This window comes from Chthonomonas sp. (assembly GCA_016788425.1).
GTDB lineage: Bacteria > Armatimonadota > Fimbriimonadia > Fimbriimonadales > Fimbriimonadaceae > JAEURQ01.
This window is the reverse complement of sequence record JAEURQ010000002.1, coordinates 284,361-307,500: the sequence shown is the minus strand read 5'-3', so window position 1 is coordinate 307,500 and position 23,140 is coordinate 284,361. Positions and strand designations below refer to the sequence as shown.

Annotated in this window: 23 protein-coding genes; 6 read left to right on the top strand and 17 right to left on the bottom strand. The window is 59.9% G+C overall.

The window, feature by feature from the left end:
* Positions 1–104: 104 nt before the first annotated feature.
* The 4 genes from era to hutH are packed head-to-tail and all read right to left on the bottom strand — an operon-like array spanning position 105 to position 6,332.
* Positions 105–1,019 (bottom strand): GTPase Era, encoded by a 915-nt coding sequence (gene era / locus JNJ45_03350; GenBank protein MBL8047698.1) that lies wholly within the window; start codon positions 1,017–1,019, stop codon positions 105–107.
* Complete coding sequence (locus JNJ45_03345; GenBank protein ID MBL8047697.1) at positions 1,019–4,147, bottom strand: hypothetical protein; 3,129 nt, start codon at positions 4,145–4,147, stop codon at positions 1,019–1,021. Before JNJ45_03345 ends, era begins: the two co-directional genes overlap by 1 nt.
* Positions 4,108–4,827: an HAD-IA family hydrolase gene (locus JNJ45_03340; protein ID MBL8047696.1), complete on the bottom strand. Its 720-nt coding sequence runs from the start codon at positions 4,825–4,827 to the stop codon at positions 4,108–4,110. The genes JNJ45_03345 and JNJ45_03340 overlap by 40 nt, the downstream gene beginning before the upstream one ends.
* Positions 4,824–6,332 (bottom strand): histidine ammonia-lyase, encoded by a 1,509-nt coding sequence (gene hutH / locus JNJ45_03335; protein MBL8047695.1) that lies wholly within the window; start codon positions 6,330–6,332, stop codon positions 4,824–4,826. The genes JNJ45_03340 and hutH overlap by 4 nt, the downstream gene beginning before the upstream one ends.
* Before the next feature lie 80 nt (positions 6,333–6,412).
* Between hutH and JNJ45_03330 the strand changes: the two genes are divergently transcribed.
* Both JNJ45_03330 and JNJ45_03325 read left to right on the top strand, forming a co-directional pair.
* Positions 6,413–6,961, top strand: a complete 549-nt coding sequence (locus JNJ45_03330) for a hypothetical protein (GenBank protein ID MBL8047694.1) — start codon at positions 6,413–6,415, stop codon at positions 6,959–6,961.
* A gap of 197 nt (positions 6,962–7,158) precedes the next feature.
* Entirely contained in the window at positions 7,159–7,299 is a 141-nt protein-coding gene (locus tag JNJ45_03325) for a hypothetical protein (protein MBL8047693.1), read from the top strand.
* Positions 7,300–7,339: 40 nt separating this feature from the next.
* On the opposite strand, the gene JNJ45_03320 is transcribed toward JNJ45_03325, so the two are convergent.
* The 4 genes from JNJ45_03320 to JNJ45_03305 all read right to left on the bottom strand — a co-directional run bounded on the left by JNJ45_03320 (position 7,340) and on the right by JNJ45_03305 (position 11,778).
* Positions 7,340–8,281 carry a TerC family protein gene (locus tag JNJ45_03320; GenBank protein ID MBL8047692.1) on the bottom strand — a complete coding sequence of 314 codons (942 nt, stop codon included), beginning with the start codon at positions 8,279–8,281 and terminating at the stop codon, positions 7,340–7,342.
* 48 nt (positions 8,282–8,329) lie between these two features.
* Positions 8,330–8,647, bottom strand: coding sequence for a zf-TFIIB domain-containing protein (locus JNJ45_03315; protein ID MBL8047691.1), 318 nt, complete (start codon positions 8,645–8,647; stop codon positions 8,330–8,332).
* A gap of 4 nt (positions 8,648–8,651) precedes the next feature.
* On the bottom strand, positions 8,652–9,500 hold the full coding sequence (locus tag JNJ45_03310; GenBank protein ID MBL8047690.1) for a zinc metalloprotease HtpX: 849 nt from the start codon (positions 9,498–9,500) through the stop codon (positions 8,652–8,654).
* Positions 9,501–9,645: 145 nt separating this feature from the next.
* Entirely contained in the window at positions 9,646–11,778 is a 2,133-nt protein-coding gene (locus JNJ45_03305) for a protein kinase (protein MBL8047689.1), read from the bottom strand.
* A gap of 29 nt (positions 11,779–11,807) precedes the next feature.
* Here JNJ45_03305 and JNJ45_03300 point away from each other — a divergent pair, with 29 nt between their 5' ends.
* Both JNJ45_03300 and JNJ45_03295 read left to right on the top strand, forming a co-directional pair.
* A complete protein-coding gene (locus JNJ45_03300; protein ID MBL8047688.1) occupies positions 11,808–12,563 on the top strand; it encodes a hypothetical protein in 756 nt (251 codons plus the stop codon).
* Between the two features lie 289 nt (positions 12,564–12,852).
* The gene (locus JNJ45_03295; protein MBL8047687.1) at positions 12,853–13,095 is read left to right on the top strand and encodes a helix-turn-helix transcriptional regulator; all 243 of its coding nucleotides are present in this window, start codon (positions 12,853–12,855) and stop codon (positions 13,093–13,095) included.
* Between the two features lie 71 nt (positions 13,096–13,166).
* Here the strand turns inward: JNJ45_03295 and JNJ45_03290 are convergent, their stop codons facing one another.
* Both JNJ45_03290 and JNJ45_03285 read right to left on the bottom strand, forming a co-directional pair.
* Positions 13,167–14,102 (bottom strand): PEP-CTERM sorting domain-containing protein, encoded by a 936-nt coding sequence (locus JNJ45_03290; protein MBL8047686.1) that lies wholly within the window; start codon positions 14,100–14,102, stop codon positions 13,167–13,169.
* Positions 14,099–15,028 carry a PEP-CTERM sorting domain-containing protein gene (locus tag JNJ45_03285; GenBank protein MBL8047685.1) on the bottom strand — a complete coding sequence of 310 codons (930 nt, stop codon included), beginning with the start codon at positions 15,026–15,028 and terminating at the stop codon, positions 14,099–14,101. Before JNJ45_03285 ends, JNJ45_03290 begins: the two co-directional genes overlap by 4 nt.
* A gap of 677 nt (positions 15,029–15,705) precedes the next feature.
* Between JNJ45_03285 and JNJ45_03280 the strand changes: the two genes are divergently transcribed.
* Positions 15,706–15,909 (top strand): hypothetical protein, encoded by a 204-nt coding sequence (locus JNJ45_03280; protein ID MBL8047684.1) that lies wholly within the window; start codon positions 15,706–15,708, stop codon positions 15,907–15,909.
* Here JNJ45_03280 and rimM read toward each other — a convergent pair.
* The 6 genes from rimM to JNJ45_03250 form a co-directional block, all read right to left on the bottom strand.
* The gene (gene rimM / locus JNJ45_03275; GenBank protein MBL8047683.1) at positions 15,906–16,409 is read right to left on the bottom strand and encodes a 16S rRNA processing protein RimM; all 504 of its coding nucleotides are present in this window, start codon (positions 16,407–16,409) and stop codon (positions 15,906–15,908) included. The two genes, JNJ45_03280 and rimM, sit on opposite strands and share 4 nt — an antisense overlap.
* Positions 16,410–16,486: 77 nt before the next feature.
* On the bottom strand, positions 16,487–16,723 hold the full coding sequence (locus JNJ45_03270; protein ID MBL8047682.1) for a KH domain-containing protein: 237 nt from the start codon (positions 16,721–16,723) through the stop codon (positions 16,487–16,489).
* 15 nt (positions 16,724–16,738) lie between these two features.
* The gene (rpsP, locus tag JNJ45_03265) at positions 16,739–17,221 is read right to left on the bottom strand and encodes a 30S ribosomal protein S16 (protein MBL8047681.1); all 483 of its coding nucleotides are present in this window, start codon (positions 17,219–17,221) and stop codon (positions 16,739–16,741) included.
* 23 nt (positions 17,222–17,244) lie between these two features.
* Positions 17,245–18,564, bottom strand: a complete 1,320-nt coding sequence (gene ffh / locus JNJ45_03260) for a signal recognition particle protein (GenBank protein ID MBL8047680.1) — start codon at positions 18,562–18,564, stop codon at positions 17,245–17,247.
* A gap of 52 nt (positions 18,565–18,616) precedes the next feature.
* On the bottom strand, positions 18,617–19,930 hold the full coding sequence (locus JNJ45_03255) for an O-acetylhomoserine aminocarboxypropyltransferase/cysteine synthase (protein MBL8047679.1): 1,314 nt from the start codon (positions 19,928–19,930) through the stop codon (positions 18,617–18,619).
* A gap of 106 nt (positions 19,931–20,036) precedes the next feature.
* A complete protein-coding gene (locus tag JNJ45_03250; GenBank protein MBL8047678.1) occupies positions 20,037–20,630 on the bottom strand; it encodes a hypothetical protein in 594 nt (197 codons plus the stop codon).
* 77 nt (positions 20,631–20,707) lie between these two features.
* On the opposite strand from JNJ45_03250, the gene JNJ45_03245 reads away from it, so the two are divergent.
* Positions 20,708–21,532: a serine/threonine-protein phosphatase gene (locus JNJ45_03245; protein ID MBL8047677.1), complete on the top strand. Its 825-nt coding sequence runs from the start codon at positions 20,708–20,710 to the stop codon at positions 21,530–21,532.
* Here JNJ45_03245 and JNJ45_03240 read toward each other — a convergent pair.
* Complete coding sequence (locus JNJ45_03240; protein ID MBL8047676.1) at positions 21,525–23,072, bottom strand: M20/M25/M40 family metallo-hydrolase; 1,548 nt, start codon at positions 23,070–23,072, stop codon at positions 21,525–21,527. The two genes, JNJ45_03245 and JNJ45_03240, sit on opposite strands and share 8 nt — an antisense overlap.
* Between the last annotated feature and the right edge of the window lie 68 nt (positions 23,073–23,140).

Sequence of the window (23,140 nt, the reverse complement as noted above, 5' to 3'; positions counted from 1 at the left end):
CCCCGAGGGGCGAGGGGGAGAGTGCGCACTTGAGAGTTTGCCCCTCTCCGTTCCCTGTCGGTCACGTTCTGCCCGTGAACAGGGAGAAAACTGATGGCCTACGCTTAGAGGTAGTCGAGTTCGTGAAGCATCCGCGCGCTTTGTCGCCACTCGGGCCGCACCTTCACAGTCAGGTCCAAATTGACTTTCCGACCGATCATCTCCTCGATTTCGAGCCGAGCCTGGGTGCCGATCTGCTTGATCATGCTCCCGCCACGCCCGATGATGATGGCCTTTTGCCCCTGCTTTTCGACGATGATGCTGGCGTGGATCGTGGTCATGTTCGGCTCGTCCTCCCAGTGATCCACCATCACGCCAATGCTGTGCGGCACCTCTTTTTGAGTGAGGGCCAAGGCTTTTTCGCGCACGAGTTCCGCCGCGATCGAGCGCATTGGCGAGTCAGTAATCGCATCTTCCGGGAACAGGGCTTCTTGTTCGGGCAAGCGATCCACAATCATTTTGAGGAGCAGGTGGTGGTTCAGTCGCTTGGTCAAGCAGGTGAGCATGCTTTCCTCGGCATTGAACAACCGCATGTAGGCTTCGGTGTGTTCCACCACGTCCTCCGCTTTCAGGCGATCCATCTTGTTAAGGCACAGCAGAATGCCCGACTTGCCGGGATTCTCTTCGGCGTAGGGGTACTTCCAGGTCTTGCTAACCATGTCGGCCAAGGTCTCGTCTTCCTTGTCCGGCTTACGACTCGCGTCCACCACGACGAGGACAAGGTCCACGTCGCCGAGTGAACCCGCCGCCGACTTGTTCATCAACTTCTGCAGCTCGGTGTGAGCGGCGTGCAAGCCGGGCGTGTCTACCAACACAACTTGGTAGTCAGTGGTTGTGACGATGCCCCGGATTGAGACGCGGGTGGTTTGCGGCTTGTTTGAGACGATAGTCACCTTCTGACCAACCAGAAGGTTGGTCAGCGTGCTCTTGCCGACGTTGGGCTTTCCGACCAGGGCGACGGCCCCGCAGCGAAAACTCATCAGGTGCGCTTCCTAAACACGACGTTGAGGCCGGCGCTGGGTTCGGGTTGCTGCGTGCGAGGCTCGCTTCCCCGTCCTCCGCGGCGGCGATTGCGGCGCTCGGGCGTGCGACCGAAGTCGTCGTCGAGAGCCGGACCATCGAGTTCCAGTGCGCTCGGTTTGAGCAGGAAATCGTCGGCGAAGTCTTCGCCCCACGACTCTTCCATGTACTCATCGAGTTGCACAATCTGCACGTCGAAGTTCAGCTCGTCCAGCCGAACCGTGTTCTCGGCGCGAGGCGGAATGTGATCCACCGTCTCAAGCTGAGCCAGCTTGCGGCCAAGGATTTGTTCGAGTTCCAAACGAGCGCCAACCAGGAACGACAGCGTCTGCCCGGCAATGGCCGTGAACCGCAGATGCGTGGAATCGACCGAAGCCCATTCGCCGGTTTGCAGGTTAAAGGCCGACCACTTGTCAGGCAACGTGATCGTGCGGATTCCGCTTGTCGCGCAGGTGATCGAAAGGAACGGCGCGCGGACGTGAACCACATCGTCGCCGTAGTTCCACACGTGCGCTTGGGCGAGGCTGCCCAGGGCGCGCACTAGCGCGGAACTGACCACCGGTTCGCCGAGGAAAACGCTGGTCCAGCTTTGCTCCGGCGTGTCGCCATCCACATGGCGCAGCACGAAGCTCGGCAGGCCGGTTTCGCTGTACTCGCCAATGACCATTCCATCTTCGGGAATCGCGATGTAGCTCGGCTCCAAACCGCCGCCGCTCAGCAGCACCGATTCCGGCAAGGCTTCGGCCAACGCGTGGCGTCGCTGAATCAGTTGCGTGCCGGACTTACTGGCAAACGGTTGCGGGCGCAGGGCGATGCCCGTGACTTCTCGCACTCGTTCCAGCGCCTCGCGGCCACCATCAAAGAGGCCGGCGGCATAGAGCCAGAACAGCACCTTGCCATCCTTGTGCAGGCGCGTCTTGATGGCGCTACGCACTTCGGGGCGGATGTCCCAGGCGTTCAGGAACATATACAGACGGCTCTCCGGGAATTCCTGGCGGTGAGCCAAATCGCTGAGCAGGTAGAAGCCGATGCTCATTCCGCTGCGCATGACGGCCTCGCGGACGTTTTGCACCAGAAGTTCAAACGCGCGTTCGTCCACCAAGTAGGCCAGCGAGCGCTCGTCGATAAACACGGCAACATCGGGCGGGCCAACCGGCGCGGCGGTCGCGCGAACCAGCGCCTCGCGAACCAATGCGCCTCGACGCCAAATCGTCGCGGTGTTGAGCCAGCCTTGGCCCAACGTATCCGACCAGTTGATTGCGGCTTGGTGAGCCAGGGCCGCGCCAAGTCCACGCCAGTGGACGCTTTCAAGATCTTGCGGGGTGCGGATGACCGGGTTTTCGGCGTCGGAGTCCGAACCGCCCGCCATCGGCGTGCGATAGTCTTCCAGGCTTACGTAAAGCTTGCCGTTCAGGGCCACACTGTCGAGCGGGCCAGGGAACGCGGCGACGCCACCAGCTTCGCGACTGCGATAGCTGGGCGGGCCCGTTAGCAAGTCGATTTCCGGCGTGCGAAGTAGCTTGCCCAGCGCCAAGTGCCCGTTGCCGGGCCTCGATCGCTCGAAGGTGAATCCGTAGTTAACGCCGACAAGGAAGTTGCCCTCGGTCGTCTCCTTGACCAGGTAGGCGAGCTTGCTGATTCGCTCGACCACCACGTCGCTGAGGAACAAGTTGTAATCCACGTGGCGACGCGCGCGGCGGTCCGTGCGGACGAATTCCTCGCCCTGGTGCGATGCCTTGCCGTTGACCGGAATGCTGACCGTGTCGAACTCGGCGCTGCCATCGAACCAGCTAGCGCGCATGGCGACCAAGTCGTTGCGGTAACGCATGCGGAGCCATTCGCGGAACTTCTCCAGCGACGCGAGCGACGTATCGTTGCTGGCGTAGCTCCACGAGTCGCGGTCAAGGTGGACGCCCAGCACGGCGTCGGCGTCGTTGCCTTGGCGGAGTGCCTCGCAGAAGCCGCGCAAGCAATCCTCGGCCACACCCCAGAACTTGTCGTCACTGAAGCTCGGCAGAGCCAGCTTACGATCCTCGCAGAAGTACTTGCCGTTCGTGAACTCGTATTCCCAGCCGGTGGCGGCCGCGAATTCGACAAAGAACATCACTTGCGCGCCGGGGACGATCTCCAAAATCTTGTGGAGCGCCTCTTCGGCCTCGCTTACCGCGCTGGCGATTTTGTCGCGGCTGACCGTGAGTTGCAGGTTGTAGCCCACCACCTGGATTCCGCTCGCCGCGACGTGACGCAGTTGTTCGCTGATGACGCTCCAATTGCGAGCCTCGCCGCCGAACGTAAAGAAGATCGGCGACAACATGCGCTTGTTGCGCACGAGCACCAGGTGGCCATCCCGGTGAATGACTTGCGGGGCGTCCTCGGGAATCGGCACGATTTGACGCGTGGGAGGTGGGGGAGGCGGCGCTTGCAGGAGCGGCGGACTTGCGACGACCGAGGGCTCGGCGCGCTTGCCGCGACCACGTCGGGCGGGACGCTCGTCGGCTCCATCGTTATCGTCTTCGCGGACCGGCAACTCGCGACGTGGCGACACCGCCTCCGCCGCGGAAATCGGTTCACTGCGATCGCGGCGATTGCGCGAGCGGCGCGGCGCCAGTTTGCCTTCGCGAGGCGCGGTGGCCGGGGCTGCTTCGCGGGCGCGGAAGGAGAATCCGGGGAAATCGTTCGCAACCGCGGCGAGCAGATCGGCGTCGGTGGAGTCGGGGCCGACAATGGCTTCAACCGCCGGTGGAACCTCGCGGGTAACCGGAGCGGGCTTGTCAGCGCGGGCGCGGAATTGCGGCACGATTTCCTCGCGAAGCGTGGCCAGTTCCTCTTCCAGTTCGGGAGTGACTTCGATGGTCGAGGCCACAACCGCCTTGGCCGCCGGTCGAGGTGTTCGTTCGCGCTTGGGCGCAGGCCGGGATTCGGACGAGGCCGGTGCCTTGGCGCGCGGACGCATGGTCACCGGGGGCAACTCGAGGGTTTCGGCAATATGATCCGGAATTTCTTCCGTGGGGGCCGCGGTTTTTGCCGTGCGGCGAGCCGGCTTGGCGGCTACGGGTGCGTCTGATTCGCTAGTTTTCTTGGTTCGCATAAGGGGGTTAATTCTTGGAAGGCACGGAGCACCTCGGCCGGGGAACGAAAAGTCCAGGCGGGGGCAAAGGGTGCCAGGTCGTTGGGGTCGCCCGCGCCGTAGGTCACCGCTAAGGCGAGGACTCCGGCACTTTGGGCACAACCCATATCAAACTTGGAGTCGCCCAGCATCACTGCTTCTTCGGGCAACACTCCTAAACGGTCACAGGCGAGGAGGGCGGAATCGGGCGCGGGCTTGGGATGCACCACATCGCTCGATGAAATCGCACTGTCCACTTGCTGGAGGACCGGGAAATCGTGAAAAAGCTCCGCCAACTCGCGATGATTGCGGCTGGTGACGAGCGCGGTTCGGTAGCCGAGAGATTGCGCCAGCTGAAGGGCATCCACCGTTTCTTGGTAGATGCGCTGGGTCTCTCGGTGTCGCATGTAATTGTCGACGGTGGCGTGGCAGCGCTCGGCGTTTGTTTCCTCGGTGCGCTGGTCCATGCCGTAGTAATCCATCTGCTCGCGAAGAGCAACGCCCATCATCGCGAGAAGCTCCTCGCGGGGCGGACGGCGACCGGAAAAATGCTCAAAGCTGTCGCCGAGGCCCGCCACCAACATCTCCATCGTATCGACAAGGGTGCCGTCAACATCAAACAAGATGGCGGTTTTGCCTTGCAATAGTTCGGGAAACGTCATGGAGTGGAAGCTTCAATTGTACCCGCTCGGAGGGCCTCGGCCAACACTTCAATGTCATATCCAAAGGCGCGGTCGGCGGTGACGGGCGGCACAATCCGGCGGATTTCTTCTCTGAGTTGCTCAATCACTGCGCTCGATCGCATCGGTCGGCGGAATTCCAAACCCTCGACGGCGGCCAGGGCCTCGACCGCGACGACATGCTCGGCCAGACCTACGATTTGCTCGAACTGCAGCGCGGCGGTCATACCCATGCTCACGTGATCTTCCTTGCCGGCTGAGGTCGGTGTGTTATCGCAGCTGGCCGGGTGCGCCAACGAGCGCGCCTCGCAAAGCAGGGCGGCGGCCGTGACCTGAGCCATCATGAAACCGCTTTCCATGCCCGGCGATTTGGCCAAAAAGGCGGGCAAACCCTCGCTGAGATCGGGGTTCACGAGCCGCTCAATGCGCCGCTCGCTGATGCTCATAAAGTCGGCCATTGCGATCGCGGCGTAGTCCATGGCGTAGGCCAGCGGCGCGCCGTGGAAGTTGCCCCCGGAAATCACATCCCCCTCAGCCGCGAACACGAGCGGATTGTCCGTGCCCGAGCCGCTTTCGATGGCGAGCACGCTTTCGACGTGCCGCAGTACATCCAAAATCGCGCCATGTACCTGTGGCATGCAGCGTAGCGAATAGGCGTCTTGCACGCGATCGTCGCCAAAACGATGGCTTTCGCGGATTTCGCTACCTTCGAAATCTTGGCGGAGCCACGTGGCCACCTCGCCTTGCCCGGCATGGGGACGCACCGCCTGGATTCGTTCGTCGAACGCGGCGGGGCTGTCGCGCAGGGCTTCCATGGACATCACCGCGATGCGAGTGCCAACCCGCACGAGGCGATATGCGCGCTCCAGCGCATGCCAGCCGACCGCACCGATGGCCTGGGTTCCGTTGAGCAACGCGAGACCTTCTTTGGCCTGGAGAACGAGCGGCTCAATGCCCGCCTTGCCGAGAGCTTCCCCGCCCGACATCGGCTCGCCTTGATAGGTGGCGAAGCCTTCGCCGATGAGCACCAGCGCGAGATGCGCCAGGGGGGCAAGATCGCCGCTCGCGCCGACGCTTCCGCGGCTAGGAATGCGCGGCGTGACGCCCTTGTTCAGAAGTTCAGTGAGGATTTCGGCGCAGCGCGGGCGCGCGCCGCTGACGCCTTTGGCGAGCACGTTGGCGCGGAGCAGCATCATGGTGCGCACGATCGGCTCGGGCAGCGGCTCGCCGACTCCGCAGGCGTGCGACCGCACCAAGTTGAGCTGGAGCTCACCCATTTTTTCGGCGGGAATCACCACCGTGCTCAGGCGGCCAAAGCCGGTGTTGATGCCGTACATGACTTCGCCGCGGGCGAGAATGTCCTCGACCACGCGGCGGCTCGCCGCGATGCGTTCGCGGGCCGATGCGCCGAGTTCGACGGTCGCACCTTGCTGGGCGACGGCGTGGATGTCGGTGAGGGAAAGCGGCTCGCCGTTGAGCTTAAGCATGCGTGGGAGTTTACCGGTGCGCTGATTTTTGACCCAACGGATTGCATCTGAGCGCGAAGCATGTGTAAGATAGAGTCCACATGAACGGCGACGAACAGAATCCGGACATCCCATCCGTGAAGCAGACGCCGGGCATCACGTCGCTACATGTTGGGCAGCCGTATCAAACGGGTCCATCCGGGCACCCACTCCACGAAAACGATTCGGTTCTCGCGCGGTGGCAGTGGGCCGCCAGTGCGATTGCTCTGCTCCTCATCTTAAAGAGTCTCGCGGTTTACTTCGAACGTTCGGGCCAGAGCCAACTTCCGAACAATCTGGCCGTTGGGGATCCTCAAGCAAGAGCCGACTCGCAGAAGATTGTCCCGATGGAAGTCCCGGTGCAACTTATCAATTACGAGGGCTTGAAACTTTCCATTCCTAGTTCTTCGGTGCGAGAACCACTTGGTATGAAGTGGACGCTTGGAAACGGTTCGAAAGCTTTTATGGAAGTGCTGTTTGATCCCGGCGGCAACACTACACAATATGCACAAGAGTTGCAGATTGACCTCGCCACAAAATACTTCGAGAGTGATCCCAGTTTCCAGTCGATTTCATTTAGGCCGAGAGTCGGCGGAACTCTCGATTGGTAGTTTTCGATTCGCGACAAGCAGGGCCGAACGATCCGTCGCCGCATGCTATTTGTTCCATTATCAGGGAAAATTGGCATCTTAAGTAGCGGCGCCGAAGCGAATATGCTCCCACAAATTGACAACTTTTACCATCGATATGAGACCAACCCGTAATGGCAAACGAACCACGATAAAAAGTTTTTGAAGCCGACGGCCAAATGTTCGGCCCGACCGACGCCGCGACTCTCGGCGATTGGATTAAGCAGGGCCGAGTCCTCCCCGGGACGACGATCGGCGATAGCATGCTCGGCGTTTATCCCTTCGTCCGACTCCTCGGCGACCTCGAATCACGGGCATAAAAAGTGCCCCGGCAGTTGCCGAGGCGGAAAGGTACGTGACTTAGCTTGCCTGCTCAGGCAGAGCGTGGGAGGGATTCTTCGGCGGGAACTTGAGCGAAACCCACACCGAAAGCACCAGGATTCCGGCGATGACCGCCAAGGAGATTCCAACCGGAAACTTGTCCCAAAAGCTGTAGATCATCTTGCCGCCCACAAACACCAGAATCGCGGCGAGACCGTAACTCAGATAGTGGAACAGATTCATCAATCCAGCGAGAGCGAAGAACAGTGCGCGGAGACCAAGAATCGCAAACACGTTCGACGTGAACACGATAAACGGATCGCGAGTAATCGCGAAGATCGCCGGGATCGAATCTACCGCGAAGATGATGTCGGTCAACTCGACAAACAGCAGCGCAATGAACAGCGGCGTCGCCCACAAGCGGCCATGGATCCGCGTGAAGAAGTTTTGCCCCACGTAGTCCGGCGTCACCGGCATGATCTTGCGGAACCCGCGAATGATCGGATTCTTCTCGGGGTCCAACTTCTTATCCTTCAGCACCAGCATCTTAATGCCCGTGAGGATCAGGAACACGCCGAACACGATCACCATCCAGTGGAATCGCTCAAGAAGCGAAGCACCGGCCGCGATAAAGATCGCGCGGAAGATCAGCGCCCCGAGAATCCCGTAGAACAGCACCCGGTGCTGATACTTTGCCGGAACCTTAAAGAACGAGAACACCAGAATGAAGACAAATATATTGTCTACACTGAGCGCTTTCTCGATTAAGTACCCAGTAAAGAACGCAGTTGACGCTTGCGAGGCGGTGTACCCGCTGGACGTGCCGATCTTATCCCAAAAGAAGTAGATCAGGACGTTGAACACAAGGGCCAAACTGATCCAAACGCCGCTCCAAGTCAGAGCTTCCTTCATGCCCACTTCATGGGATTCTTTATGAAAGACGCCAAGGTCAAGGGCAAGCATGCCCAACACGAAGAGCATAAATGCTCCCCACACATAAATTGAAATACCAGCTAATTCCATCGTAGATCAGTCGAAGTCAAAGATTTCGGAGAAGAGCCCTTTCTTGCGCTTCTTCTTCGAGTAGTAGTCGTCGTCATCGTATCGCTTCCGATCGTCGTAATCGTCGCGATCGCGGCGCTCTTCGCGCGGCGGAGGCGGTGTGCCGTAGCCGGGCATCGGTGGCGCGGCCGCGTGCATCGCACCGACGGATTCGGCGGCGAGAAGCTTCTCCAACTCGCCGCGGTCGAGCCAAACGCCGCGACAGGTGGAGCAGTAGTCAAGCTCAATTCCCGATCGTTGGACCGGGGTGAGAGCAACATTGGAGCAGGTGGGGCAGAGTTTCATGGTCCTAGTTTTGGGTCGGACGCCACTCGTTAAGGCGGCGAATTCGTTCGTCCATCGGCGGGTGCGTGCTAAACAGATTGGCCAAACCGCCCACGCCGGCAAGCGGGTTGACAATGCACATGTGCGCCGCGCTGGGCGGCATGTGGCCGGGCACCTGTTGAGCGCCACTTTGCAATCGCGCCAGAGCCGAGGCCAGTCCTCGCGAGTCGCCAACCAACTCGGCGGCAGTGCGGTCTGCTTCGTATTCGCGTGCTCGCGATACGGCAAACTGAATCATCATCGCCGCCATCGGCGCGACAAAAATCAGCAGCAGTTGCACCAGCGGGTTGGGGCGATCCTCATCGCTACCGCCGCCAAACAGCGAAGCAAACATGGCGATGTTGGCGATGGAGCTAATGGCCCCGGCCAGGGTCGCCACAATTGCGCTTGTCAGCGTGTCGCGATGCTTAATGTGGGCGAGTTCGTGGGCGACAACCCCTTCGACTTCCCGCACGTCCAGCAGATTCAGCAAGCCCTGATTCACGGCGACGACGCCGTTTTGCGGGTTGCGACCGGTGGCGAAGGCGTTCGGCGAGGGGTCGGGCACCAAGTACAGCTTGGGCATCGGAATCTCGGCCCGGCGGGCGAGCCGCTCGGTCATGTCAAACAGCTCGGGAATCTGGTCGCGCGTCAAGGGCTGAGCTCCGGTCATTTTGATGACCAATTTGTCGCTGAACCAGAACGTGCCCATGTTCATGACCACGGCCAGCACCAACGCGATGACCATTCCCGCCTGACCGCCGAGCAAGTGCCCGATGGTGAGGAACAGCGCGGTGATCGCGGCGAGCAATATTCCGACTTTGAAGTTGTTCATCCTTTTCTTTGTCCCAGAAACGAAAAAGACCTTCATTCCGATGATCGGAATGAAGGTCTTGCCTTGTGAAAGCTACCGGCCTTTCGGCGTTCTGACGGCACTTCCTCCTCTTGCGAGGCGCTACTCCCCTTCTGGGATTACATCATTATACGCTTTGTTTTGAGTCTTGTTCCACGAAACTTCCCAAAATCTCCACAAGGTCCAGCGCGGTGAGTTCGCACCCGTAGGTGCCGCCGGGGAGCGCGTACTGTACGTCAAGCGGCTCGATCTCAAGCGCCAGTTCTTCATCGTCGTTGGTGAGCCGTAGAGTGTCCTCGCTCGCCGACCACTGCGCAAACCGGTCGAGGTTCCAGCGGTGCTTTTTCAGGCCGCGATTGAGCGTGATCTCCTCCGCGGTGATCGTCAGCGTGCCGCTGAAATTCTGCCAAGTCGCGGGGCCGCGCCATAGAATCTCGGGATGCCTCGGGATGAGCGGGGCGTCACCGCTGCGGATCGCCTCGGCAAGTAGCTCGCTCGACTCGGCCAAAAATTCCTGCTCCTCGGCTTGGCTCGGCAACCCCTGCGCCAACCGGTGCAGATCGAGCATCGCAAAGGGAGTTTGCGCCGCCGCTTGGAGTCCGGGTTCAGTTGCCCGCACGACGGTGAAGGCGGGTTCGTCGCCATCTAGTTCCAGGTGGCAACTCGGGCAAACCAGCCCGCGTTGACCAGAAGTCTTCCCCACCGCCCGATACCGAACCGCCTCGATTCCGAGCGCCTGCCCGCGATATTCGGTGGCGAAACCATAGGGGTCGCGACCTGCCTGCAGCAGCGTCACCATGTTATCGTTGATCCAATACTCCGACTCGCAAGCGTCGCAGCGGTGCGAGCCCGAATCGGGCGCGGCCCCTGCCGCCACGCGCGCCCACTCGTCCGCGCGCAACAAGCTGAAGGCGCCGACATTCGGCGGCGGCACCATCTGCGCCCATCGGTCCAGGTGGTCGCGATCAAACTCGGCGGAGCAATGATCGCACATCCGAATATGGTCGCTCCGGCCCGATTCCGCCAGCCATTCGTCCCACGACTTCGCCTCCTCGCCATCGGCCCGGCGCACCTGCCCGCGCTCGTCCACAAACTCGGCTTCGCACGCGCCACAGTGGTAGGTCTTGGCTCGCCACGGCAATCCGCGCGGCGCCGCCAAATGCCCCGTCGTGCAGGCGGGGCACCGCACCAGCGGCCCGCGATTCGCAACATCGCGCAGGCGACCGGTCGGGCAAAGCGGGCAACGGCTCTCGTCGAAGTCCAGCTTCCTGAGCCGTCCGGAATGGCACACCGGACAGACTCCAGCCGCGATCGGTTTTGGTTCGCTGAGCGGGGCGTGGCACTGCGGGCATTCGCGCCGCGAAGGCCGAATGTGACGCGCCGCCAAACACGCGGCGTCCATCTGCTCCAGCCGCGCCCACGCCGATTGCGGGTCGGCGCGCCCATCCAAAATCGCGAGCCACTGCCCTACCGTCGCGGGTCGCGCGGCCAGCTGAATCTCCAGCCCCGCCGCCAGCGCATCGCCGAGGTCAGTGTTCGGGAGCATCAATGGCGTGTCGTTGGCCAATCGGTCAATCGGCGTCGGCAAATCGTTGCCAGTGAGCAGCGCGTAGCCGAGCGCGCACAGCCCGTAGAGGTCGGTGCCGGGGCCGCGGCGCGCGTTCTCCGTGAGTTGCTCAAGCGGCGCGTAGCCCGGCGTAAACACCACCGTGTGGCCGCCGGTCACGTCCGCCTGAAACGAGCGCGCCGAGCCAAAATCAATGAGGGTGGTTTCGCCGTGCTCGTCAATCAGCACGTTGCTCGGCTTCAGGTCGCGGTGCAGGTAGCCAGCCTCGTGCAGAGCGGCCAGCGGTTCGGCGAGTTGCCGCAGAATCGCTTCGACCTCATCCGACGGCAACGGCCCGTTAGTGCGCAAACGGTCTTCCAGCGAATGAACCCCGGCGCGAAACTCGGTGACGCAATAGGCCGTGTCGTTGGCGGTGAATGCCTCGCGCACACGCAACACCCGCGGATGGCGAAAGTTGCGCAGCAGCCGCGCTTCCTCCACAAAGGCGCGCACCAGGTTGCGCTGATCGCCGCCCATCACCAGCGAGCCATCGGGCTGGCGCTCGCAACCGCTCGGCGCGAGTTCCTTGAGCACGATGCTGGTGCCGCCATCTTTGGCGAGATACGTGATGCCGAACCCGCCCCGACCGAGCACCTCCTGAATGCGGTAGCGCCCGAAAAGCAGCGTGTCGGCGGGGAGTGGCGCGGGCCTCATCTGCGCCTAGTTTACGGCAGAATAGAGATGTGATTTCTGCGCTTGTTTTGGCCGGCACGCTGCGCTACCAGTTGGCGGCGGGTACGGTGCGCCGCTACGACTTTTCGGCGACCTTTGAAGGGTTCATTCCGATTCTCGGCGGTCAGGAAGGTAAGGCCGAAGTCGCGCTCACGGTCGAAGTCACCGGCCTCGCGCCCGCCGCCAACGGCGACTCGCGAGCGCAACCCAAAATTTCCGCCGCCGAGATCAAGTTCAACGGCGGCAAGATTCCACTGAGCGTCGAGACAATTGCCGGGTTCTTTCCCAGCGGGCTGGTTGAATTCTCGCCGCTGGGAGTTTCGCGGCCGCTCGCCCAACCCAAGCCCGCGCCGCCATTCCGGTTGCCCGGTCTCGATGTCAACCGCCTGGCCGAGCTCGTGTTTCTCCCAATCGAGTTTTCTGAACTCGACGCGCCGCAATGGACGTTTAACCGAATGGTGGGCGGGAGCAAGCAGGAGACGTTGGCGCAGGAAAGCGACGACCGGATTCTGCTGGAGCAAACGCAACTATTCCAGGTGATGGAGAACGAGGCGCTGGAAGTGGTGACCAACCCCGCCGATGCCGTGAGCGACGTGAGCACGCGCGCGCTGGGCAAGGGCTGGGTACGGATGGATGTCAAGGCCGGGGCAATGCTCGGGTACGAGCTAAAAACCACCGCCACCTCCACCGTCAAGGATCGGGCGAGCGGCAAAACTAGCGTCCGGGAGCTGAAGTCCGTCATGAAATGTTCATGGGTCAAAGATTGAGTCCTAGGACTTTCTGCCAGTATTCTTGCGGGTAGACTCTAGTTTTTGAACTTGGCCACCGCAAGAATGGCCACTTCTTGGCGCAAAAGTTGGAGCGTTCCTCACGGATGGGAACACATGCACGAGAAAGGGATTCTCAAAATCGATTGAACGCACGAGGCGAACGATTAAAATTCGACAAGCAATGTTAAATCCGACCACTACCATGGAATGACTACCGTGGCGGCGAGACAAAAATAAAACTAGAAGGGGTGGGTTCATGGCAATGCCAGGTACATCAAGATCGGATATGACTCCGCGCGGCGTTCGTTTAACGCCGACGGAAGTGAAGGTTCTTAGCTTAATCGCGAAGGGCCACAGTAGTAAAGAAGCAGCAGATCAGTTAGTCGTTTCGAAGCGCACAGTCGACTTCCATTTGGCCAACATTTATGATAAGTTGCAGGTAAACAACCGCGTCCAAGCTCTGCGGATGGCGACCCGATTGGGTCTGATTCCGTTCGAGCCGCCCTTCGGGCACGGATTCGGGGAATAACCGGTCGACTCTACTGTCTCGCAGAATTGGCTGCTCGCTTCGGCGGGCGGCCTTTTCACATTTTGGCGCGACTAGTTTCGAGGACGGCTTTGCCGTTGGCGTCGGGTCAGCAGCAACAAAGCGACACCGAGCGCGGCCATTGAGGTCGGCTCAGGCACGAGCGCGGCTCCGATGAGATTGTAGCGCGCTCCGATGTTGATCCAATCTGGTTCGTTGCCGTAATATTGTAGGCTCTGAAAGAAGTGAGTTCCTCCCCAAGTCGGACTTACACGGCCAGGTCGAACATGAATGCCAAGGCCCGTTTCTGATCCCAGTAATCCGTACTGCTCTCCAACGGCTAAATTTGCTCGCCAACTCACGTCGCAAATGTATCGTGATTCGCCGACGCTGTATAGAGAACCGCCCGTGCCAGAACCTTCGCGGTAACCGCCAATACCTCCATGCAGACCAATGTCGCGTAACATGTAGTCACTGGAACCGTTCCACGCACCTGCAAAACCTCCTGAGATGGCTTTGTAGGTAAAAGTATCCGGCATTCCATCGCTGTCATTGTCAAAAAAGGTCGTTGGATTGATCCAACCTCCAAGCGGCTGGCCATTGATAAAATTGCTTGGCGCACCGTCAACCTGCACATGGCTTGGGGCGAGCTTACGATAAGACTCAGCTCCCAGGGCGCTTGACAAGTCCAAGACCGAACCGTCTGTAATCCAAGCCCGATCAAACACAAAGTTCGTCGCATGGAACCGACTGAAGATTGTCTCGTAAGCACCACTGACATATGTCATTCGGTACTGCACGCGAAACTCGTCGGTGTTGGTTGGTACCCGTAACTGCACGCCCTGCGGAATTTCTTTTCCGATTGCCGCTGTAGTGTCAGCCCCGCTCTGCCGAGCAAGCTGCACCAAGCGGTCATCGCCGTAGGCAAAATAGTGCCGGAAAGTCGGCACTTGGGCAAGGCCATTAAGCGTCAGCAACGAAGCTGTCAGACATAAAATCGCTTTGTTCAAGTCCTCGCTCCCGATTCTTTCCGACGCAACAGGAGCAACCCCAGGCCGAGCGCGGCGATTGAGGTCGGCTCAGGCACGAGCGCAGCTCCGATGAGGTTGTAGCGCGCTCCGATGTTGATCCAATCAGGGTCGCCCGGGTAATGGAATTCACTCTGGTAGAAAGTTGTCGAGGTCCAGTCAGCACTATCTCTGCTTGGGAAGACGTGGATCGCTAGTCCCGTTTCTGATCCCATCGAACCGTACTGCTCTCCGTTTACTAAATTTGACCGCCATCTAACATCAATGATATGTCGGGTCTCACCTAGCGCCAATCGTGAACCGCCAATTCCAAACAGCGGGCTTCTTCCAGACACCGAACCATACAAGCCTACATTCCTAAGTGATGTGAGTTCCGTACCATTTGCGGAACCCGAGAGTAAGGTGGGGTTTGCTTGATATTGCGATTGGTCTGGCTCTCCATTCTCATCAAGATCAATCATCTGAGTAGGGGAGTCCCACGATCCTTGCATCTGTCCATTTACAAAATTCTCGGAGAGAGTTTGTAAAGTGAAGCTCGCGGGTTCCACTTTGCGAAAGGACGAGTCATCAAGAAACTCATTCGGATCCCGCGTCGAACTGCTGTCCCAGTGAGACTGATCGAAAGAAAGATGATAGTCATGAAACCAGGTCCACATGTGTGGGCGGCTGCCATCGACATACGTCGAGTGAATCTGCAAGCGAAACTCTTCCCCGTGAGTGGGAACTCGCAATTGCACGTTCTGCGGGATTTCTCTGCCGATCGCGGCCGCCCGATCAGCTCCGCTTTCTCTCGCAAGGTCTACGAGATGCTGATCTCCATAGGCAAAGAAGTGGCGGAACGTGGCCGTTTGGCCGGGACAGAGACCGGCCATTAAGAGCGAAATCGCGGTCCAAACTATCCGCTTCATTCTGCACCATTCATTTGCGTTGAACTGGGCGCCGAAGTTAGGAGAACAGACCAATCAATATTCGAGATTACGCCATCGCGGTTCAAATCGTGAAGATGATTGTAATTGAAAGTTGTCATATCATTGCTTGGGACGTAAACTCTAACTTGAGCCCCTAACCGAGCGTCCATTTCACTTAGATCCGAACCTGGTCCGACAGTCCGCTTTAAAGAATTGTTCTCATTCACATCGCCATAAGCGATCTTCAAATCCTGCCAATTCCCGAGACCAGCGGAGAGGCTCGTGCCCCACGCGATATAGTTGAAGGAACTTTCACCGCTAGGAGTGCCCGAGGGAACGACGATCGGTTCGCCATCCAAGAAGAGCTTCTTCCACAACCCCGCCTCTGTCCGGACATACACGTACTTCCACGCGCTGGGAAGCTTAATCGCAAAGCGACCATCTTGGTCAAGCACGGTGCGGAACACCTTTTGCCCCCGCGTCGACGACCTGACCGATCGCCTCAACAAGTCCACCACCACTGCAAAACACTGACCACGCCTCTATTCTATGGCAACGGTGCACATTACGACGCACTCAGCCCAACCTTCCCGCAAAAATACTGGCCCGCGCGCCGAGTTGGGTCTTTCGGCATGCGTCCCGACGCCGCGCAACGTATTCTCCTCTGTAGGAAAACAATGAAGAACATTTGGCGAGTCGTGATCATTGGCGTTTTGGCGATCATTGCCTTCAACATCGTTATCGGGCTGCTCGGAACCGTGCTCGGTTTCGCGTTCAAGGTGCTCATTCCGCTGGCCGTGCTGGGTGTGGTGGTGTACGCCATCTACAGCATGAGCGGCGGCAAGTCACTGGGCGGCCGCAACGGCAAATACTTGCCTTAATCGACCGAGCCGCGAGCCTCGACGGCCGCGTCGTCGAGCAAACCGGGAATGGGGCGGATCACGATCTGCCCCTTTTTGATGTCAATTTTCAGGACGAATTCGCGGACCATGGGGATCATGTTCTCGCCGGTGACAATGAGGTCCTGCGCGGGACCGGCCAAAATCCGGTCCACTTTGCCCACCACTTGCCCGCTTTCGAGCACGAGGCTGAGGCCCTCCAGGTCTTGCGTGTAGTATTCGTCTTCGTAGAGCTCGGGGCGATCGTCGGCGGCGACGCAAACGCTTTCCCACTTGAGCGCCTCGGCCTGCTCCACCTTGGTGATGCCCTTGAGCTTGAGGCGCACCTGGCTCTTGTGCACCTGAACATCGAGGATTTCGTACGGGGTTTCCAGCACGAACACGGTGTTGCCGGGTTCAAACCGCTCCGGGAAGTCGGTCATCGGCGCGACCTTGACCATGCCCTTGAGGCCGAACTCGCCGACAATCTGACCGATGATCATGAATTTGGCCTCGTCAACCCTTTGGGGGCGACGAGGCCGACTCGATGCGTGTCCGGAAACGACTTTCTTCAAGCCCGTTAGTCAGTAACGACTTTGACGTAGGCTCGCTCGCGATTCTTGGCGGCGACCGCGCTTACCACAAAGCGCACCGCTTGAATGACGCGACCATTTTTGCCGATGACCTTGCCGACATCGTTCGGGGCGACCCGAACGTGATAGGTCAAGCCATCGCGGTCATGCTCTTCTTCCACCGAAACTGCTTCCGGTTCGGCGACGAGGAGTTCGACGATCTTTTGAACGAGTTGTGCGCTCATAAAGTGTGTGCCAGCTTAGGCTTCAGCCGGAGCTTCGGCGGTTTCAGCCTCGGTCACCGGGGCTTCGGCCACGGGTGCTTCGGCAACCGGAGCTTCGGCGGCGGGTGCTTCCACGGCGACAGGCGCTTCAGCCACGACTTCTTCCGTCTTGGCTTCGGCCTTAGCCTTTTCCACGGTGCTTGCCTTGCTGATGGCGGCGGTTCGCTTGTCCAGGCTCTTGTACTTGGCCTTGGCGCCGGGGCGTTGCTCAAAGAACTTGTCGAGCACGCCGGCGGCCTTCAACATGTAGGCCACGGTCTCGGTGGGTTGAGCGCCGCTGAGAAGCCACTTGAGGGCCTTCTCTTCGTTAATCTGAGTTCGGTTGGTGCTCGCCGTGGGGTTGCTGGTACCCACAATGTCGATGAACGCCCCATCTCGGCCCGCGGCGCTCTTTGCCACCACGATGCGGTAGAAGGGTCGTCCCTTGCTGCCCATTCTTCGTAATCGAATCTTAACCATAAGTCTTTGTTTCCGGTCCGCAATCACCGCCGCGGCTTGGGCATTTTCATTTTGCCCATCGCCTTAAACGTGCGACGCATTTCATAAAGCTGTTTGACCAGCGCGTTCACTTCTTCCACGGTCGTGCCCGAGCCAATTGCAATTCGCTTTCTTCTTGAACCATTAAGTATATCCGGATTTGATCTCTCTTTGGCGGTCATGCTCAAAATGATCGCCTCGACCCGGTAAATCTGCTCGTCCTTGATGCTATCCATCGCGCCTTCGGGCAACATGCTGGTGACGCCGGGGATCATGCCAAGGATCTTTTTCCAGCTTCCCATCTTGCGCATCATCGCGAATTGCTGGAGCAGAGTATTGAAGTCCACGGCCCCGCTCTTCACGGTCTTTTCCATCGCCATGGCGTCCTCTTGCGAAATCGCTTGCTCCGCCTTTTCGATGATGCCCATGACGTCGCCCATGCCGATGATGCGCTGCGCCATGCGCTCGGGATAAAACTGGTCAAGCGCGTCGGTCTGCTCGCCGATGCCGATAAAGCGCACCGGCACGCCGGTGGATTCGCGCACGCTGAGCACGGCCCCGCCGCGCGCATCGCCATCGAGCTTGGTAAAGATAGTGCCGGTGACTTGCAGCCGCTCGTGGAACGCTTGCGCGACATTCACGGCCTCTTGTCCGGTCGTGCTATCCAGCACCAAAAACACTTCGTTCGGCTTAACCGCCTTCGCGACGTTGCCAATCTCGGTCATTAGTTCGGCGTCAATGCTCAGGCGGCCAGCGGTATCCACTACCAGCACATCGTTGAACATGTGTTTGGCCCGGGCGAGCGCGGCCTCGGCCACTTGCACCGGACTTTGGCCGGGTTCGCCGACGAACACCGGCGCTTCGACCTGCTCGCCAAGAACCTGGAGCTGCGTAATCGCGCCCGGACGCTGGAGGTCGCACGCGGCGAGCAGCGGCTTTTTGCCTTGCTGCTTCAGCCAGCGCGCAAGTTTGGCGGTGGTGGTGGTCTTTCCCGAACCCTGCAAGCCGCACATGAGGATTACGGTCGGCGGGGCCGAGCCCCAATTCATGCGCACTTCGTCGCCGCCGAGCATCTCGACGACCTCGTCCTTGACGATCTTGATGAGGGTTTGGTCGGCGTTGAGGCTGCCGTAGACTTCCTCGCCGACGGCCTTTTCCTTCACGCGGGCGATGAACTTCTTAGCGACCAGGATGTTGACATCGGCTTCCAGCAGCGCAATCCGGATTTCCCGGAGCATTTCGGTGACGTCGTCCTCAGTGAGGCGCCCCTTGCGGCGAAGGTTGGCGAACACGCCAGTGATCCGGCGCGTGAGGTTGTCGAGCATGGAATGAGTTTACCAGCCGGGCCTGCCTGGCCCGGCTGGCGAAAGCCCGCGACTAGGCGCGCAGAGCTTGGTCGAGGTCGGCGATCAGGTCATCGATGTTTTCGATGCCGATGCTGAGGCGGACAAAGTCGGGCGTGACGCCCGTGCTCAGCTGTTCGTCAGGGTTCAGCTGCTGGTGCGTGGTGCTCGCCGGGTGAATGACCAGCGACTTGGCGTCGCCGACATTCGCCAGGAGCGAGAACACCTGCAGGTTGTCAATGAACTTGATCGCCGCATCGTAGCCGCCGCGAACGCCGAAGCCGAGGATGCCGCCGAACAAGCCGCGCGGGTGATAGTATTCGGCGCGGGCGTGGTCCTTGTGCCCCGGCAGGCCAGGATAGTTGACCCAACTGACCAGCGGGTGCGAGGCGAGGAACTCGGCCACCTTTTGCGCGTTGGTGCTATGCCGCTCCATGCGCAGGTGCAGCGTCTCGATGCCTTGCAGAATCTGCCACGCGTTGAATGGCGAGATGCACTGACCCTGGTCGCGCAGCCCTTGGACGCGCGCCTTGAGGCCGAACGCCACGTTGCCGAGGCCGGGGAAATCGCCGAAGACTTCCCAGAATTTGAGGCCGTGGTAGCTCGGGTCGGGCTCGGTGAAATTCGGGAAACGGCCACTGGCACCGTAATCGAAGTTGCCGCCATCCACAATGATGCCGCCGATGCTGGTGCCGTGGCCGCCGATGAACTTGGTGAGCGAGTGGATGACCACCGCCGCGCCATGCGCGATCGGGTTAACGAGATAGGGCGAGGGCAGCGTGTTATCCACGGCCAACGGAATGCCGTACTCGCGACCGATGTCGCTGATCGCCTTGATGTCGAGCGTGTCGAGCTTGGGGTTGCCGACAGTTTCGCCGTAGAACAGCTTCGTTTTGTCCGTCACCGCCGCGCGGAACGCGTCGGGATCGTTCGGGTCAACGAACTTGACCGTGATGCCCATCTTCGGCAGCGTGTAGTGCAGCAGGTTGTAAGTGCCGCCGTACAGCGAGTTGCTCGCCACGATCTCGCCGCCCGCTTCCACCAGGTTGGTGATCGCGAGAACCTCCGCCGCTTGCCCGCTCGCGGTCGCCACCGCGTGGGTGCCGCCTTCGAGCGCCGCGACCCGCTTCTCCAGCGCGTCTGTGGTCGGGTTCATCAGGCGGGTGTAGATGTTGCCGAACTCTTGCAGACCGAACAGGCGTGCGGCGTGGCTCGTGTCGTCGAACACGTAGCTGGTGGTTTGGTAAATCGGGATGGCCCGCGACTTGGTGGTCGGGTCGGGCGACGTGCCGCCGTGAAGCGCAAGCGTCTCAAAGGCGGGATTCTTGGTTTTGGTTTCAGTGCTCACTCGTCTATTATGACGAATCTTTCCCGAAATTTTCTCCCGTTTGCGGATTAAAATTCGGTTAACGCCCGTTTGCCGAGACGTTAACCGAATAAAGTTAGCGAAACACCTACTTGCCGCGGAAGGAATCGGCGATCGGGCCGAGGATCGACTTCATTTTTTCCTTGTCCGTGCCCTTAGGCGCGCTGTAAGTAATCACGTGCTGCTTGCCGCCTTGCACGGCCAGCACGGCGATCATGTCCATCCCCATCATCGTGTAGGTTAGCGCCGCTGAGTTTGGCAATGTGGTCAGCCCCTTCACTTCCTCAGCGGTGGGGTCCATTGATTTCATCTGCTTGATGTTGGCTTCGATAATTTGCTCGACTGAGGCATTCGCGGGCATGGACACGACGTTGATGTTGGCGAAGACGCCGGGCTTGGAGTTGTCTGCGTCAAAGGCGAAGAAATTCACCATGGACCGCATCTTCTCCATATCGGCGGCGCGCACCTCAAACTGGGTTCCTTTCAGCTTGGCCTTCACCGCCGCCGCATCCATTTTCTCCAGGTCAATCGGAACCCAGCTACTCGGGATCGTCATCGTGAAACCGGACGTGTCGACATTGGGCGGAGCCGTTGTTGATGCCGCCGGAGCCATGGACTCCTTTTCCTTCGAACCACAACCGATGGCGAGGAGAGCGACAAAAGCGAGAGGTGCGTAACGCATACGATGTTGTAGCAAATCGGACCGGCGAAACGCAAGGCACAACTAACCGGGTCGGTTCCTACGTCTACACTTACTGCATGCACGACATCACGGCTGAATTCAGCGTCACCGAACTTGCCGCACCCGTGGAGTTAAGGGTGATTCCCCGCCTCGTGGTCGGCGGAAAGACCGACATTGGCCGCGTCCGCGAGGTCAACGAGGATAAGTTCGAGTTTTATATCCCCAACGATGAGGCACAGTTGGCCTCGCGCGGCTCGGTGTTTGTGGTGTGTGACGGCATGGGCGGGCATGCCGCCGGGCAGATTGCCAGCGAAACCAGCGCCAAAACATTTATCGATGCCTACTACCAGCACATTGGGAGCGATCCCGAAGAGGCGGCCCGCTCCGCGATTCATGTCGCCCAGCGGTTTATTCTCAACATCCAGGCGACGATTCCGCAGCGACGCGGCATGGGCACGACCCTCGAAGCGGTCGCGATTTGCCAAGACAAGGCCATCATCGTGCACGTTGGCGACAGCCGCATTTACCGCGTTCGCGACGCGAAGTTGGAGCGCGTCACTCACGACCATAGTTGGGTGCAGGAGATGGTGGACGGCGGAATCATGTCCGAAGAGGCAGCGGAACTGCATCAGAACCGCAACGTGCTGACCCGCTGCATCGGCCACGAGCAAGATTTCCGGCCCGACGTGTTCACCCTCGATTTGGTTCCTGGCGACACGTTCTTGCTGTGCTCCGACGGCGTGACCAAGTGCGCGAGCGAGGAGCGGATTTCCGCGATTATGAGTGGCGGTGCGCCCAGCCAACAGGCATGGGACCTAATTCAGGTCGCAATGATGGGCGGTGGCCATGATAACGCCACCGCCCTGATTGTTCACATCTCCGCGATTGACGCGGTTACTTGATCGACCCGCCGATCCGCTTGAGCAGATCGTACATGTACTCGTAGTACTCGTCGTTGTGGTCGTGCGCGTTCTTGCCGTCCTTTTCGTGACCGTGATCTTCGCCAAACGGGAAGTAATGGCGAGCCGCACCCACCGGCGGAGCGAGCACTTGCAGCGTCTGTTGAGTGACCGGCAAGCGACCCATGAGTTCGGGCGCGTTGGCCACGTAGAGCGCGACCGATGCGGCGTTGCTTGAGCTCTGCGTCAGGTACTCCTCAATCGAGTTCTCCGGCTTGTCGTTTTGCGTGTGCCACACGTAGCCATAGTCGGCGCGACCCGATTCGATGGTGAAGAACGCGGGAACGCCGGCCCACACGAACGGCGCGTGGTCGCTGCTTCCGCCGCGAGGCACGGCCGGGCTGGTCGGGAGCGTCATCGGCAGGTTCGGGAAGGCCCTTTGCGTCGGCGCAATCGCCGGTTCGAGCATCGCCTTCATTTCGGGCAGGATGTTGTAACCGCCTTGGTAGTTCGTCCCGCCATCGTCGTTGAACACGGCACTGATTTTGCCGAGCTCGGCCTTATGCTTCTCGACGTAGGCGCGCGATCCGAGCAAGCCTTGCTCTTCCCCACTCCACAGAATGAAGCGAATCGTGCGTTTGGGCTTCACGCCGCTCTTGGCGAGCAAGCGCGCGGCTTCGAGCGTAACGCTCGAGCCGGTGCCGTTGTCATTGGCGCCGACTGAACCCGGGCCGTTCCACGAATCGAAGTGGCCGCACACGATCACCATTTCGTCCGGCTTTTCCGAGCCCGGCAGATCGGCGATGACGTTGTACTGCGGGACCGGACCCTTCACAAAATGGTTTTCGATATTGAGTTCGAGCGTCGGTCCGCCGCGTCGGTAAGCCGCAACCAGCGCCTTCATGTCGCTCTTGCGAATGCGCACTTCGGGCACGGTCGGAAGCTTGTCCCAGGTGAGGCCCGTGAAGCGACCGCCGGTGTGAACGCGTTCATCGCTCGTGCCGTAGATTCGGCCCGCAAGCGGCATTTCGGCAAGTGCCCTTTCAACAGCACCCGCTTCGCCTTGCGGTCCGCGAAGGCCGCTGGTGCGGGTCATGATGACCCACTTGCCGGGCAGAGTCGCCTTCATCTTTTCGAACTCTTCCATGGTTTCCGGTTGGAGCACGGGTTGAACCATCTGCTTGCCCGCCGTTCCGGGCGTCCACGCCGGGGTGGTGAATTGGAATTCAATGTTCCAGGGCGCGGTCATGCGCACCACTTGGTTTTTGCCGCGGTAGAAGCCGACCGGAACTTCGCCCCACTTTTCGAGCTGCACGTTCTTGAGACCCCACGACTTAAACTGGCCGACCGCCCATTCTTGAGCTTTCGCCAGATTCGGCGAGCTGGTCAAGCGCGGACCAAACTTGCCGGTAAATGTCTTGAGGTGCTTGTACGCTTGGTTTTGCGACTTGCCAAGTTGGATCACCTTTTCTTGATCGGCGGCCGTGTTCTGCGCGTAGGCGAGAGTCGAGCCCAAAGCGACGAGGAGAGCGAGGGTACGCATGTTCTTACTATAGACACTTTTTGCCCAGTTCGGCGCGAAATCTTGCGAGATTACAAACCAGTAAACTA

Bases quoted from the DNA above. Each gene is read 5' to 3' on its own strand.
- era (MBL8047698.1), bottom strand. From the start codon at position 1,019: ATGAGTTTTCGCTGCGGGGCCGTCGCCCTGGTCGGAAAGCCCAACGTC.
- JNJ45_03345 (MBL8047697.1), bottom strand. From the start codon at position 4,147: ATGCGAACCAAGAAAACTAGCGAATCAGACGCACCCGTAGCCGCCAAG.
- JNJ45_03340 (MBL8047696.1), bottom strand. From the start codon at position 4,827: ATGACGTTTCCCGAACTATTGCAAGGCAAAACCGCCATCTTGTTTGAT.
- hutH (MBL8047695.1), bottom strand. From the start codon at position 6,332: ATGCTTAAGCTCAACGGCGAGCCGCTTTCCCTCACCGACATCCACGCC.
- JNJ45_03330 (MBL8047694.1), top strand. From the start codon at position 6,413: ATGAACGGCGACGAACAGAATCCGGACATCCCATCCGTGAAGCAGACG.
- JNJ45_03325 (MBL8047693.1), top strand. From the start codon at position 7,159: ATGTTCGGCCCGACCGACGCCGCGACTCTCGGCGATTGGATTAAGCAG.
- JNJ45_03320 (MBL8047692.1), bottom strand. From the start codon at position 8,281: ATGCTCTTCGTGTTGGGCATGCTTGCCCTTGACCTTGGCGTCTTTCAT.
- JNJ45_03315 (MBL8047691.1), bottom strand. From the start codon at position 8,647: ATGAAACTCTGCCCCACCTGCTCCAATGTTGCTCTCACCCCGGTCCAA.
- JNJ45_03310 (MBL8047690.1), bottom strand. From the start codon at position 9,500: ATGAACAACTTCAAAGTCGGAATATTGCTCGCCGCGATCACCGCGCTG.
- JNJ45_03305 (MBL8047689.1), bottom strand. From the start codon at position 11,778: ATGAGGCCCGCGCCACTCCCCGCCGACACGCTGCTTTTCGGGCGCTAC.
- JNJ45_03295 (MBL8047687.1), top strand. From the start codon at position 12,853: ATGACTCCGCGCGGCGTTCGTTTAACGCCGACGGAAGTGAAGGTTCTT.
- JNJ45_03285 (MBL8047685.1), bottom strand. From the start codon at position 15,028: ATGAAGCGGATAGTTTGGACCGCGATTTCGCTCTTAATGGCCGGTCTC.
- JNJ45_03280 (MBL8047684.1), top strand. From the start codon at position 15,706: ATGAAGAACATTTGGCGAGTCGTGATCATTGGCGTTTTGGCGATCATT.
- rimM (MBL8047683.1), bottom strand. From the start codon at position 16,409: ATGATCATCGGTCAGATTGTCGGCGAGTTCGGCCTCAAGGGCATGGTC.
- JNJ45_03270 (MBL8047682.1), bottom strand. From the start codon at position 16,723: ATGAGCGCACAACTCGTTCAAAAGATCGTCGAACTCCTCGTCGCCGAA.
- rpsP (MBL8047681.1), bottom strand. From the start codon at position 17,221: ATGGTTAAGATTCGATTACGAAGAATGGGCAGCAAGGGACGACCCTTC.
- ffh (MBL8047680.1), bottom strand. From the start codon at position 18,564: ATGCTCGACAACCTCACGCGCCGGATCACTGGCGTGTTCGCCAACCTT.
- JNJ45_03250 (MBL8047678.1), bottom strand. From the start codon at position 20,630: ATGCGTTACGCACCTCTCGCTTTTGTCGCTCTCCTCGCCATCGGTTGT.
- JNJ45_03245 (MBL8047677.1), top strand. From the start codon at position 20,708: ATGCACGACATCACGGCTGAATTCAGCGTCACCGAACTTGCCGCACCC.
- JNJ45_03240 (MBL8047676.1), bottom strand. From the start codon at position 23,072: ATGCGTACCCTCGCTCTCCTCGTCGCTTTGGGCTCGACTCTCGCCTAC.